The organism is Pectobacterium sp. IFB5596 (assembly GCF_021432585.1).
In the GTDB taxonomy this organism is placed as follows: domain Bacteria; phylum Pseudomonadota; class Gammaproteobacteria; order Enterobacterales; family Enterobacteriaceae; genus Pectobacterium; species Pectobacterium punjabense.
In genome coordinates, this window is record NZ_LXFY01000032.1 from 183,832 (window position 1) to 197,195 (window position 13,364).

A 13,364-nucleotide genomic window follows, 5' to 3' on the forward strand; every position below is an offset into this window, starting at 1 on the left:
ATCAAAATTGATGAAAGCCCCTTTCGCTGCGGGAATGTCAGCGATAGAGAACATTTTTCCGTGATGACAAAAGCCACCCACACGCCGCTCCAGCCGTGATAACGTAGACCTCACAAATCGAATTCGAATAAATCCCATTATGCTCCGCGATTCCCATGCGCTCACTGCTGGGAATGAGCTGGCGTATTACGTCATTCAGCAGGACTGAACAGAAAAGGTGATAGTGGCTATGACAAGCAAAAAAACGGCAACCGCGTTAGTCGCCGCAGGACGCAGCAAGAAATTCACCCATGGCTCCGTAAACCCCGTTATTCAGCGCGCCTCTTCTCTGGTATTCGATACCGTACAGGATAAGAAACACGCCACCATTAACCGAGCCAAGGGGGCGCTATTCTATGGTCGCCGAGGCACGTTGACCCATTTCTCGTTTCAGGAAGCGATGGTGGAACTGGAAGGCGGCGCAGGCTGTGCGTTGTACCCTTGTGGTGCCGCCGCTATCTCTAACGCGATCCTCTCTTTCGTTGCGGCAGGCGATCACATTCTGGTTACAGAGTCAGCCTATGAACCCACACAGGATTTCTGCACGAAAGTGCTCAGCAAGCTGAACGTCAGCACCACCTATTTCGATCCGCTCATTGGTGCCGGGATTGCCGAGCTAATCCAGCCGAATACCAAAGTGGTCTTTCTTGAATCGCCGGGCTCTATCACCATGGAAGTCCACGATGTGCCAGCTATTGTCCAAGCCGTGCGCCGTATCAATCCCGAAATCGTTGTCATGATTGATAACACCTGGGCTGCGGGCATTTTATTCAAAGCGTTCGACTTCGATATTGATATCTCGATTCAGGCCGGTACGAAATATATCGTCGGCCATTCCGATGCCATGATCGGTACGGCTGTCGCTAACGAACGCTGTTGGGCGCAACTGCGCGAGCATTCTTACCTGATGGGACAAATGGTGGATGCCGATACCGCCTACGTCGCCAGCCGTGGTCTGCGTACATTGGGCGTCAGGCTCAAACAACATCAGGAAAGCAGCATCCGCATTGCGAAATGGCTGGCGGAACGGCCAGAAGTCGCCGTCGTTAATCACCCCGCGTTACCAGGGTGCAAAGGACATGCGTTCTATGTACGTGATTTTAACGGTTGCAACGGTTTGTTCTCCTTTGTGTTAAAAGAGAAATTAAGCAAAGAAACGTTGGCGCACTATCTGGACCATTTTGAGCACTTCAGCATGGCGTATTCCTGGGGTGGCTTTGAGTCTCTGATTCTGGCAAACCAGCCGGAAGAACTGGCAGCGCTCCGCCCAGTGAGTGGGGTAGACTTTACCGGCACACTTATCCGGTTACATATTGGACTTGAAGACAGCGACGATCTGATCGACGATCTGGCCGCGGGTTTCAGCAGGCTACGTGCCTAGCACGCTCAGCGTTGTCGGGCGATAGGAAACAAATTACAGGAAGTGTGACGGCCATAAAACCGCCGCGTCTTGATTTCCCCTGCGGCGCGGTGGGTAATGCGTTATGATAATCATGAGTCAACGCTTACCAAAAACGCGTTACCTTAACCAAAATTTAGCATTAAGCCTTGCCGTATTATCACAATACGACAAGGCGTTTGCCCCATATCGACTTTAGGGCTTGATAGACACTTGATAGACAATAGATTTCAGGTAACTCAGCGTTTCATCGCCGCAGCCTGGGAAATAGTGAATATCGTCACTGGCGGGAAGTAATATGAGTGTGGTTCACGACATTATTCAGGCGCTCTGGCAGCAGGATTTTAGTGCATTGGCCGATCCCCACGTCATTTGGGTGATTTACGGCATTCTGTTCACGACGCTGTTTCTGGAGAACGGCCTGCTACCTGCCTCTTTTCTGCCCGGCGATAGCCTGCTGCTGCTCACCGGAGCCATGATTGCCAAAGGCGTGATGAGCTTTTTCCCCACGATGATTCTGCTTACCATCGCCGCCAGTCTCGGCTGCTGGCTCAGCTATCTTCAGGGCCGCTGGCTGAGCGATACCCGATTGGTAAAAGGCTGGCTGTTACAGCTCCCTGCACATTATCACCAACGTGCGCATCATCTATTTCACCGTCACGGCCTGATGGCGCTGCTGGTTGGTCGTTTTTTAGCGTTTATCCGCACGCTGCTGCCAACAATGGCGGGGATTTCCGGGTTAAACAATACGCGTTTTCAAATTTTCAACTGGCTCAGCGGGCTGCTGTGGGTCGGTGGAATTGTCACGCTCGGCTATGCACTTAGCCACATTCCGCTGGTCAAACGCTATGAGGATCAGGTGATGACCGCACTGATCCTGCTGCCGATTATTTTACTGGTCAGCGGCCTGATCGGCATGGCTGTTGTGGTATGGCGTAAAAAGCGCACCGTCGCCTAATCGGGTAACCGTGCGATTTATTACCGTATTCCGCTTTCCTCAACCACCATATTACTGGCCTTTAATCTCGCCACTTCATCACCCGGCGTCGCGCCAAAGTAGCGTTTAAATTCCCGGCTAAACTGCGACGCACTCTCATATCCGACGCGAGCGGCTGCAACGCCCGCTCTCAGGCCATCGTTGAGCATCATCCCCCGTGCTTTATGTAAGCGGTAGGATTTCAGGTACTGCAACGGCGATGTGTTGGTGACCGCCTTGAAGTTATGATGAAACGCAGAGACGCTCATGTTCACCTCGGCGGCCAGCTGTTCCACATTCAGGCTATCGGCGTAGTGATTCTCAATGCGTCGCAGCGCTTTAGTGATTTGGCTGAAGTGCGTGTGCCGATTCACCAACGCCTGCAATGCCGAACCGCTTTCGCCACAGAGCATATGGTAGATAATCTCGCGCACAATCGTCGGACCCAGTACTCGAGCATCACGTGGGTTATTCATCGCATCCAGCAGTCGCTCAACGGCACACAGAATCTCATCGGTCAGCGGTGCGCTATTCACTCCGCACGAGCAGGAACAGGGGCGGATCGCGCTGTCATCATCACCGATGTCGATCAGCAAATCCTGAAGCATTTGGATATCGATGCGGATTGCCATCCCCACTAGCGGGTTCTCAACGCTGGCTATCGTTTCACATTCGAACGGCAGTGGAACGGTCATCAACAGATAATTTTCCGCGTCGTACTGGAACGTTTTTCCGCCCAGATAGCCAATCTTTTTCCCTTCGAAAATGATGACAATCGTCGGCTCATACATCACCGGTACTCGCGGATGGTGCTGTTCCGTATACAGAATTTTGACCTGAGGCACGAGAGAAGGCGTGACCCAGCTTTTGGCTGAACAGCGTATGGCCTGTTGCACGATGCGTTGCCGCGCGGTGAGTAGCTGTTCTGTTTGCTTCTGAACGATTTGTTTCTGAACGATTTGTTTCTGAACTTTTTGTTTCTGAACAAGCCGCTCGCATTGGCTCTCCGTCGACATGCCCTCGCCTTTCGTCAACACGCCTTGGTTTTCAATCAACACGCCTTGGTCTTCAATCAACATAGTGTTATCTCACTACCGTTATTTTTTCCTGTCTGAAGCCTTTCTCCTGACAGTAGAAATAAAATGACACACCCGTGAATTATTATCACCCTTTTCTCCTGTATTTTGTAGAAATAGGCAATAACCAAACAGGAATGTGCATTGAACGTCTTCCCTGGGTTGATGACAATAGTGAGCATACATTTGCCCACTATTACTCGGGAAAAGACATGAATAAAACGATTGAACTGTTTACGTCACATCGCAGCGAACGTAGCTATCTTGATAAACCCATTCCCGATGACGTACTGGATGCCATTGTTCAATCCGCCCATCTGGCACCAACGTCCGTGAACTCTCAGCAAGTGTCTCTCATCATCACCCGCGACCCAGAACGCAAGGCACGCATTGCCGAACTGGCTGGCGGACAACCGTGGATTGCCAAAGCCCCCGTATTTATTACCGTAGTGCTAGATATGCACAAAACGCAGGTCGGGATTGCCATGAGCGGAAAACAGCAACACGCACATGAAAGCATAGAAAGCCTGATCGCAGGTACAACCGATGTCGGCATCGCGCTTGGCACGTTGATGGCAGCCGCCCGCTCATTTGGGCTGGGTATCGTCCCGATTGGCGGTATTCGTCGTGAGCCGCAGGCAATGATCGACTTTCTGGCGCTTCCTGAATTGACGTTCCCCGTCGCAGGCGTCGCTATCGGCTATGTCGATACTCCCGCATACCAGAAGCCACGCCTGCCGCTGAATTCATTCCGCCATGATGAAACCTATCATCAGGATGTTCTGCCTGCGGCGATTGAGCAATATAACCACACGCTGGTGACACACTGGCAGGAAACCGGCCGCGCAGACGGCGATAACTGGGGGGATAACACCGCCAGCTACTACCAACACATCTACTTCCCGAAAGTCTTACCCGCAATCCTTCAACAGGGCTTTAAACTGGAAAAATAACCTATGCTAAATTTCACACTCCACACCCCGACCAAAATTCTGTTTGGCGAAGGCCAGATTGCTGAATTAGGCAAAGAAATCCCTGCCGATGCCCGTATTCTCATCACTTACGGCGGCGGCAGCGTGAAGCATAATGGCGTGCTGGATCAGGTCTATCGCGCATTAGAAGGCCGCAACGTACGCGAATTTTCCGGCATTGAACCCAACCCGACGTATGAAACGCTAATGAAAGCTGTCGAGGTTGTTCGTGCAGAGAAGATTGATTTCTTGCTGGCGGTTGGCGGTGGCTCTGTGGTTGATGGCACAAAATTTATCGCGGCTGCCGCAGACTATCAGGCTGCGCAAGACCCGTGGCATATTCTGCAAACCGGCGGTGCGGAAATCGATCGCGGCATCGCGATGGCAGCGGTACTCACTCTGCCAGCGACCGGTTCAGAATCCAACAATGGCGCGGTCATCACCCGTAAATCAACCAACGATAAGCTCGCCTTCCGCTCGCGATACACGCAGCCGCTCTTCGCCGTACTCGATCCGGTGGTGACTTACACCCTGCCCGCTCGCCAAATTGCGAACGGCGTGGTCGATGCATTCGTTCATACCGTTGAGCAGTATCTGACGTATTCCGTCGATGCCAAAGTACAGGATCGTTTTGCGGAAGGCTTGCTGCTGACGCTGGTTGAAGAAGGCCCGCGTGCGCTGGCTGAACCGGAAAACTACAAGGTTAGAGCCAATGTGATGTGGAGCGCCACCATGGCACTGAACGGCCTGATTGGCGCAGGCGTGCCGCAGGACTGGTCAACCCACATGCTGGGGCACGAATTAACGGCGCTGCACGGCCTCGACCATGCCCAGACGCTGGCTATCGTCCTGCCCGCCATGCTGACAGCAAGGAGAGCCCAGAAGCGTGACAAACTGCTGCAATACGCCGAGCGCGTCTGGAACCTGCGCGACGGTAGCGAAGACCAGCGCATCGACGGTGCGATTGCCGCTACGCGTGATTTCTTCGAGACAATGGGCGTGCCGACCCGCTTCTCTGACTATCAATTGGATGGCAGTTCCATTCCGACGCTGGTTGCCAAACTCAACGAGCACGGCCTAACCGCATTAGGCGAACACCGTGACATCACGCTGGAAGAAAGCCAGAAGATTTACGAAGCGGCGCGTTAAGCCTCTTAGTCCTCAATAATTCGAGTTACAGGAGAACACGCTATCGTTTAAATCACATATCCCCCCTCAATGCTGTGTCTGTTAAGGGGAGCCGCTCAGCTAATACCGATCGCTTAAGCCTGTTATGAGGGGAAACACAGGGGAAGGTTCCCGCAGGGAGGCTTCACCCCTGTGGTCACCCCGTGTATCTCGATGCTTAAACGATCTGCATGAAGCCAATCGGCTCCCTTTATCATCCGACCACACATAGCCAGCGAATTTTTCTACTAAACTGAAACCATATGCCTGTTCCTGCGAGGGATCACGTTCCCCTCTGTCCGTGATATGAACAGGTCGCCCATCCAGTTAAGCCTATGATACGTTTATGGATTAACGGATATAAAAGGAGAATGAGATGACGCAACCGAAAGTGAAGCTGGCGGACGGCAATATCATGCCCCAGTTGGGCCTTGGGGTCTGGCGAGCAAGCAGTGAGGACACGGTGACCGCCGTGACTGAAGCATTGTCCATCGGTTATCGGGCGATCGATACCGCCGCGATTTATAAGAACGAGGAAGCGGTCGGTCAGGCGCTGAGTTCCGCAAATCTACCGCGTGAAGAGGTGTTCATCACCACCAAACTCTGGAATGGCGATCACACCGATCCCCAAAAGGCGCTGGAAGAAAGTCTGCGGAAGCTTCGGTTAGACTACGTCGATCTCTACCTGATTCACTGGCCATTACCGCAACAGAATACTTTCGTAGATGCCTGGCGCGGGCTCATCAAGCTTCAGGAACAAGGTCTGGCGAAAAGCATCGGCGTCAGTAATTTCCATATCCACCATTTACAGCGGTTAAAAGAAGAAACGGGCGTCTTGCCTGTCATCGATCAGGTCGAACTGCACCCGCTTCTTCAGCAAAAACAGCTCCACGCTTGGAATGCCACACACCATATTCAGACTGAATCCTGGAGCCCGCTGGCGCAGGGTGGCGAAGGGGTCTTTGATCACCCGATTATCCGCAAACTGGCGATGAAATACGGGAAAACACCGGCACAGATTGTGATCCGCTGGCATCTGGACAGTGGGTTGGTGGTGATCCCTAAATCGGTGACACCTGCACGTATCAAGGAAAACTTCGAGGTGTTCGATTTCCGTCTGGATAAAGACGAGCTGGGTGAAATTGCCAAGCTGGACAGTGGAAAACGCCTGGGTTCAGATCCTGACGAACCGAGAAACGACTAGCCCGTCTTTGATGCCAGCATTCCCCCTGCTGGCATTTTTTCTCTAGTCAGCAAACTGAATCTCATACACATCGCTACGGCAATGTGCCTCGCTATATTCCAGCAATTCACCCTGTTCGTTGTAAACATGCAGTTGGCAATACAGCACAGGAGCGCCCGCTACGATACCAAGACGTTCGGCAACCTCTTCTGCGCAGGGCATTGCTTTAAAGCGATAGCGTTTTTTGTCCGGCGTGATCCCACGCGCCACCCAATATTGATAGAGAGACTGCTCAAGCGTCTCGGGGTCGGGTAAAAATTTTTGCGGTATCCAGGTCGTTTCCAGCGAGACGGGCTCGCCATTGCTGAGCCGGACGCGTCGCAGATAGGTCACGGCCTCGCCTTCCGGCAGAGACATTTTCGCGGCGATTGCAGCGGGAGGAACCTGTATTACCTTCTCCAGCCAGAGGCTGCCAGCAACACCGCCTTGCTTCAGCACCAGTGCGGTGAACCCTTCGTCTTCAGCACTCAACGCATAATTAAGCCGTTGGGCAACGCGAGTCCCAACCCCCTGCTGGCGAACAATCATCCCCTTCTCTTCCAGCAACGACAAAGATCGGGAAACCGTGACTCTCGATAATCCCAACTGTTGCGCAATCAATCTTTCCGCAGGTAAGAACTGGCCTGATAACGTCTTCCGGCGGCCGATTTCTGATTCAAGCAACGACGCAAGCTGCATATAGCGGGGGGCCGACGACGCCCCAGCAAGCTGATCCCTGACCCAAAGCAGTAATTCCCGCATAGCACAGCCTTTTCAATAACGCAGCATTCTGGCTACGTATGAGTTAAAACAGAAGTGAACCTGATTCCATGACGCCACGAAATACTCTGATTCTGAATTTGTTGTAATAAAAAATATTTTTATGACGCGTTAAACCCAGTATCCGAATCCGAAATATTCCCTTAGTACAGAGCAACATCACTCTATAAGGTATCGTCCGCACAGCTCCGCATCTTTAATTTTGGTGTGTCTGAATAGAAGTGGATCACATTAAGAAACAAACGAGGGTGGGTGATATTGCCGTTACATCCGTAACGGCGAAGGATTGTTGGCAGGATAGAGACTCACATCGCCGTCTGTACGATAAGCTGTCCCGTCGAGCCGCGATCGGCCAGCTCCAGCGTCTGGCTGTAATAGAGGAAAGGGAACGCCATTGAGGAAGGCTGCATGAAATACACCAGCAGTTCGACATCGTTATCCACCCATACCGTATCTTTCCAGCCGCTGTCTTCCACCGCGGGTGGGCGACCATTCGCGCTGCGCACCAGAAACTTGACGCCCTGAATGTGGAAAGCCTGCGGCGTGTCGGCGTGGATAATCCAGCGTTCACAGCGGCCAAGCTGAGTTTGCACATCGGCACGCGTCATGTCCCACATCGCGCCGTTGATGCCGGGCAGACTGTCACCCAGACGGAATTCACGCGTGCGACTGATGCTACCTTCAATGATGTTGTCGGCCAGCAAACGCATCGGTAGGTTGTCTGTGACTAATGGCAACAGCCCCGTCGGTTTAAGCGTAACAATTTGGGTGGAAATCAGGATACTGGAAGGCTCAAACAAGCCGCGCAGGCGATCCATAATCCCAGCTGATTCACCTGCCGTCAGCGTGACATCTTCGCCTTGAGACATATCGACCAGTATTTCACGTCGTTCTCCGGGCGCGAGCGACAGTTGGTTCACCGCCATTGGCGCGGGCAACAGCCCTTGATCGCTGGCGATCACATGCATCGCTCGGCCATCACTGAGTCGCATTACGTAACGCCGGGAGTTCGACGCGTTCAACAATCTCAGGCGAACCCAGCCGCGAGAAACTTCAACAAAGGGGTTTTGGACGCCATTGACTAACAGCGAGTCACCGACGAACCCACCATTAGAAGGTGGGTTATAGAGAGGGACGCCAAAGTTATCCAGTCGTTTATCCTGAATAATCAAGGGGAAATCATCGACACCGTAGTGATTAGGCAGAGGCAGAGATTTGCTGGTGCTGTCTTCCACCAACCACAGCCCTGCCAATCCATTATAAATATGGGGTGCCATGCGGTTCGGTGTATTCGCATGATACCAGCAGGTCGCCGCTGGTTGACGAACCGGCAACACCGGTGACCAATCGGTTCCTGGAGAAATAATGCGAGCCGCCCCGCCCATCAACGGCCCTGGCACCTGCAACCCACCAATCGTCATCGCGACAGGCTCATTCAGGCGATTGCTGTAAATTAGCTTAACATCATCGCCGTCATAGACTCGCACCGTCGGCCCTAAATAACGGCCGTTAATTCCCCAAATGGACGTCTTACGATCGCCAGAAAATGCCCAATGAGCACGCTGCATCGTCAGAAAAAGCGGCTGGCCTCGGCGCGACTCCAGTAATGGAGGTATCGGCAATGCGATGGGATTCCCACTGGCTTTCGCTGCTAGTGGCGTCATACCCGCACATAACGCAAGGCCCGATGCCTGAATAAACTGACGTCGGCTGAGTGACATAATGACTCCGTAAATCCAATAAACCGTAAGCAAAGTTTATCTTCCGATTCGTTCTTGAATAGACAATCGGAAGAAATAATCGAGTAACTCGGTGGGATAATTTTATTTTTTGTCTGCTGCTTCGCGCGCCGCGACTTCCGCATCCAGTTCCGCAATCTTGGCCGCCATCACATCATGGCAATGTGCAGCCAGCTCGCGAACCTGCTCTTTGGTATATGCGCGGGTATCGATGGGTGGCAACATTTCTACGATAACGAGTCCGTTATTCCAGCGGTTCAACTTCACCTTATTACTGGTCGTAGAAACGCAAATCGGCACAACCGGCACTTCTGCGCTAATCGCGGCATGAAAAGCACCGGTCTTGAATGGCATCAGGCCACGCCCACGGCTGCGTGTCCCTTCAGGGAACATCCAGATAGAGGTATTACGCTCTTTAATATGCTTCACGACCTGAGCGATGGTGCCATGCGCTTTGGCACGATTTTCACGATCAATCAGCAAGTTACCCGTCAACCAGTAGAGGGGTCCAAAGAACGGAATCCACAGCAGACTTTTTTTACCGACGGTGACAGTACGAGGCTGAACCGCGCTGGAAACCGTCACCATATCGTAATTATTCTGATGATTCGCGATATAGATGCAATTGCCATAATGCGCCGCTTCTTCCGGTATCCGCATTTCTACTTTCAGGCCAAACACCACGGACAAGCGGCCAAAAAGACGACCGAAAGTTGCCACATGACGGGGATTTCGAGGGCTGAACAGACAGTAAAACAAGCCAAAAATACAGATCAAAATCGAAAATATGACAACAACAAAAAAACGCAAAATGGATAACATAGCAACCTCATTAGCCAACAGCCGCCGCTAGTATAGCGATTCCGCGCGAAAACACACGGTGATTCAATTTGCTGCGGGATAGCAACCGGAAACCAAAGAAAGGCGGTAAACACCGCCTTTCTACATGCACAATGACAATAGGGAGGCGTTATTCTTCGCTGCTGCCAGTATCGGCCTGCTGCGGCGCATCCACCTCAATCCGATCGATGCGTTGCAGCCCACGCAGTAGCGTACCTTTCCGTCCACGCTCGCCCTGATACTTCTGAAGCTCGTTTGGACGCAGCACCAGCTTACGCTTACCGAAATACAGCGTGACGGAAGCCTGTGGTGGCAGCAGATACAGCCAGGTCAGACGGTCTTTACCTTCCGCAAAGTCAGCAGAAGAGATGGACACGATCTTGTTGCCCTTCCCTTTCGACAACTGTGGCAAATCAGAGACAGGGAACAGCAGCATTCTGCCTGCGGCAGTGATCGCCATCAGCAGGTTATCTTCTCCTTTGATCTCGATCGGTGCTAATGCCTTCGCATTATCCGGCAGCGTAATAATCGCTTTGCCTGCGCGGTTGCGTGCGACCAGATCGTTGAAGGTACAGACAAATCCATAGCCCGCGTCCGACGCCATCAGCAACGGCTGATCGTCTGCGGCCATCAGCACCTGTTCAATCGTCGCGCCCGGTGGCGGCGTGAGTTTGCCCGTTAACGGCTCGCCCTGACCGCGTGCGGAAGGCAGCGTGATCGGGTCCAGCGCGTAGCTACGGCCGGTGGAGTCAATAAACACTACGGGTTGATTGCTCTTGCCTTTCGCAACGGCGCGGAAACTATCGCCCGCTTTATAGCTCAGCCCAGTAGGATCGATGTCATGCCCTTTGGCACTGCGTACCCAGCCCATTTCCGACAACACAATGGTAACGGGTTCTGACGGCACAAAGTCATGCTCGCTCATCGCCTTCGCTTCGCCGCGTTCATGCAGCGGCGAACGACGATCGTCGCCATAGGCTTGCGCATCTGCCTGAATTTCTTTCTTAATCAGATTGCTGAGCTTACGTTCTGACGCCAGCAGCGCTTGAAGTTGATCGCGCTCTTTGGCCAAATCGTCCTGCTCACCGCGAATTTTCATCTCTTCCAGCTTGGCCAAGTGACGTAATTTCAGTTCCAGGATCGCTTCAGCCTGAGTTTCACTCAGGCTGAACTGGCGCATCAGTACGGGCTTCGGCTCGTCTTCCGTGCGGATGATATGAATCACTTCATCAATGTTCAGGAACGCAATCAGCAAGCCTTCAAGGATATGCAGGCGCTTGAGCACTTTTTCCAGACGGTAGTTCAATCGGCGACACACGGTGTCGCGACGGAATACCAGCCATTCGCTCAGGATCTCAACCAGCCCTTTCACGCTAGGACGACCATCCAGACCGATCATGTTCATGTTAACGCGATAGCTCTTTTCCAGATCGGTAGTGGCGAACAGATGATTCATCACCTGATCCATATCGATACGGTTCGAGCGTGGCACCAGCACCAGACGAGTTGGGTTCTCGTGATCGGATTCATCACGCAGGTCTTCCACCATCGGCAGCTTCTTCGCGCGCATCTGGCTGGCAATCTGTTCCAACACTTTGGCACCAGAAACCTGATGCGGCAGTGCGGTAATCACCACATCACCGTCTTCTTTCTTCCAGACCGCACGCATCCGCACCGAGCCACGGCCATTCTGGTAGAGTTTGCGCACTTCATCGCGTGGCGTAATGATTTCAGCTTCCGTCGGGAAATCCGGCCCCTGTACATGTTGGAGCAAATCGTCCAGCGAGGCCTTCGGGTTTTCCAGCAGCATGACGGCTGCCGCAGCAACTTCACGCACGTTGTGCGGCGGGATATCCGTTGCCATCCCGACAGCGATCCCGGTGGTGCCGTTCAGCAGAATATTCGGCAGACGTGCAGGCAGCATCTTCGGCTCTTGCATCGTGCCATCAAAATTCGGGGTGTAATCGACCGTTCCCTGCCCTAACTCTGACAGCAGCACTTCCGCGTATTTGGACAACCGCGATTCCGTATAACGCATGGCGGCGAACGATTTCGGATCGTCCGGTGCCCCCCAGTTTCCCTGACCATCCACCAGCGGATAGCGGTAAGAGAACGGCTGCGCCATCAGCACCATCGCCTCATAACAGGCACTGTCGCCGTGCGGGTGGTATTTACCCAGCACGTCACCCACGGTACGGGCGGATTTTTTAAATTTGGCGCTGGCATTCAGCCCCAGCTCGGACATCGCATACACAATGCGACGCTGCACAGGTTTCAGGCCATCGCCAATAAACGGCAATGCCCTGTCCATGATGACGTACATGGAATAATTCAGATATGCATTTTCGGTAAACGTGCGCAGCGCAAGGCTTTCTGCGCCGTCATGAGTCATCTCACTCATTTATCTCATTTCCCTCACATCGCGGCGCGATGGTTACGCTTTCCGGCACGCCATAGTGGCGGTATGTTTGGCGGGAATAGTACCTTATCTGATGAGGTGATGTCACAGGGAACAGTTAGCAGGAAACTGCGTCACAGGAAACGATGTTGTTCTCAGAAAACCCTCGCGCCAGGCGATGGCCGGTGTGAATCCAACGCTACCGAAGCAGGCGGCTAGCAGTAATGGTGGACGCTCGGATGATCGGCAGTAATCGTCTCGCCATAGACGGATATTGACGGTTGGTTTGGTCGCAGCATGGGTTTCCCCTTCCGGCCAAGCAGAATGCGCTCAACAGCGACCTCAAAAGACGCCCCTTCAAACCAGAATGCCTCATGTATAAAGCTCATCCCGTAGCAGGCACCCGCGCTATCCATCAGCAAGGCAGCGTGCGAATGATGAGTCTCACCAATGAGAATCAGCGTCGTATTCAGAATACCTTGCCACTCAAGTAGCGTTTCATCCTCCTGCAAATCTACGCTGCTGCCAAAAATAATATCACCACTGGCGCACTCTTCCCCTGCGCCGCACTGCCCGACCGTCAACCCGCTGAACGCGTGCAGGATGTCAGCGGCCGGATGATTCTCTGGCACAAACGGCGGGATTGGTTGCGGTTCGACATGCGGCCAGCCTGACGCGTGAAACAGTGGAAAAACAGATTGGGGTATTTCAATAAACATCGTTAGTCACCTTGCATCATAGGATCGCCGTACTGCGA

General features: G+C 53.0%; 11 protein-coding genes. 5 read left to right on the forward strand and 6 right to left on the reverse strand.

Annotated features, from left to right (window positions below; genetic code table 11):
- Nucleotides 1-229 precede the first annotated feature (229 nt).
- The gene (metC, locus tag A6301_RS20715) at nt 230-1,420 is read left to right on the forward strand and encodes a cystathionine beta-lyase (RefSeq protein ID WP_107170936.1); all 1,191 of its coding nucleotides are present in this window, start codon (nt 230-232) and stop codon (nt 1,418-1,420) included.
- A 316-nt stretch (nt 1,421-1,736) separates the two neighbouring features.
- Nucleotides 1,737-2,396, forward strand: a complete 660-nt coding sequence (locus tag A6301_RS20720) for a DedA family protein (protein WP_107170935.1) — start codon at nt 1,737-1,739, stop codon at nt 2,394-2,396.
- Between the two features lie 20 nt (nt 2,397-2,416).
- Here the strand turns inward: A6301_RS20720 and A6301_RS20725 are convergent, their stop codons facing one another.
- Nucleotides 2,417-3,430 carry an AraC family transcriptional regulator gene (locus tag A6301_RS20725; RefSeq protein WP_234258654.1) on the reverse strand — a complete coding sequence of 338 codons (1,014 nt, stop codon included), beginning with the start codon at nt 3,428-3,430 and terminating at the stop codon, nt 2,417-2,419.
- Nucleotides 3,431-3,702: 272 nt separating this feature from the next.
- On the opposite strand from A6301_RS20725, the gene A6301_RS20730 reads away from it, so the two are divergent.
- From A6301_RS20730 to dkgA, 3 genes are all read left to right on the forward strand, one after another.
- Entirely contained in the window at nt 3,703-4,443 is a 741-nt protein-coding gene (locus A6301_RS20730) for an NADPH-dependent oxidoreductase (RefSeq protein ID WP_234258641.1), read from the forward strand.
- Between the two features lie 3 nt (nt 4,444-4,446).
- Nucleotides 4,447-5,610 (forward strand): alcohol dehydrogenase, encoded by a 1,164-nt coding sequence (gene yqhD, locus A6301_RS20735; RefSeq protein ID WP_107170932.1) that lies wholly within the window; start codon nt 4,447-4,449, stop codon nt 5,608-5,610.
- Between the two features lie 394 nt (nt 5,611-6,004).
- On the forward strand, nt 6,005-6,832 hold the full coding sequence (gene dkgA / locus A6301_RS20740; RefSeq protein WP_205540797.1) for a 2,5-didehydrogluconate reductase DkgA: 828 nt from the start codon (nt 6,005-6,007) through the stop codon (nt 6,830-6,832).
- 42 nt (nt 6,833-6,874) lie between these two features.
- Here the strand turns inward: dkgA and A6301_RS20745 are convergent, their stop codons facing one another.
- From A6301_RS20745 to A6301_RS20765, 5 genes are all read right to left on the reverse strand, one after another.
- The gene (locus tag A6301_RS20745; RefSeq protein ID WP_234258642.1) at nt 6,875-7,612 is read right to left on the reverse strand and encodes a GntR family transcriptional regulator; all 738 of its coding nucleotides are present in this window, start codon (nt 7,610-7,612) and stop codon (nt 6,875-6,877) included.
- 323 nt (nt 7,613-7,935) lie between these two features.
- Nucleotides 7,936-9,351 (reverse strand): cell division protein FtsP, encoded by a 1,416-nt coding sequence (ftsP, locus tag A6301_RS20750; protein ID WP_107170929.1) that lies wholly within the window; start codon nt 9,349-9,351, stop codon nt 7,936-7,938.
- 102 nt (nt 9,352-9,453) lie between these two features.
- Nucleotides 9,454-10,191: a 1-acylglycerol-3-phosphate O-acyltransferase gene (locus A6301_RS20755; protein WP_234258643.1), complete on the reverse strand. Its 738-nt coding sequence runs from the start codon at nt 10,189-10,191 to the stop codon at nt 9,454-9,456.
- 148 nt (nt 10,192-10,339) lie between these two features.
- Nucleotides 10,340-12,610, reverse strand: coding sequence for a DNA topoisomerase IV subunit A (gene parC, locus A6301_RS20760; RefSeq protein ID WP_205540795.1), 2,271 nt, complete (start codon nt 12,608-12,610; stop codon nt 10,340-10,342).
- 212 nt (nt 12,611-12,822) lie between these two features.
- Nucleotides 12,823-13,326, reverse strand: a complete 504-nt coding sequence (locus tag A6301_RS20765; protein WP_234258644.1) for an SUKH-3 domain-containing protein — start codon at nt 13,324-13,326, stop codon at nt 12,823-12,825.
- Between the last annotated feature and the right edge of the window lie 38 nt (nt 13,327-13,364).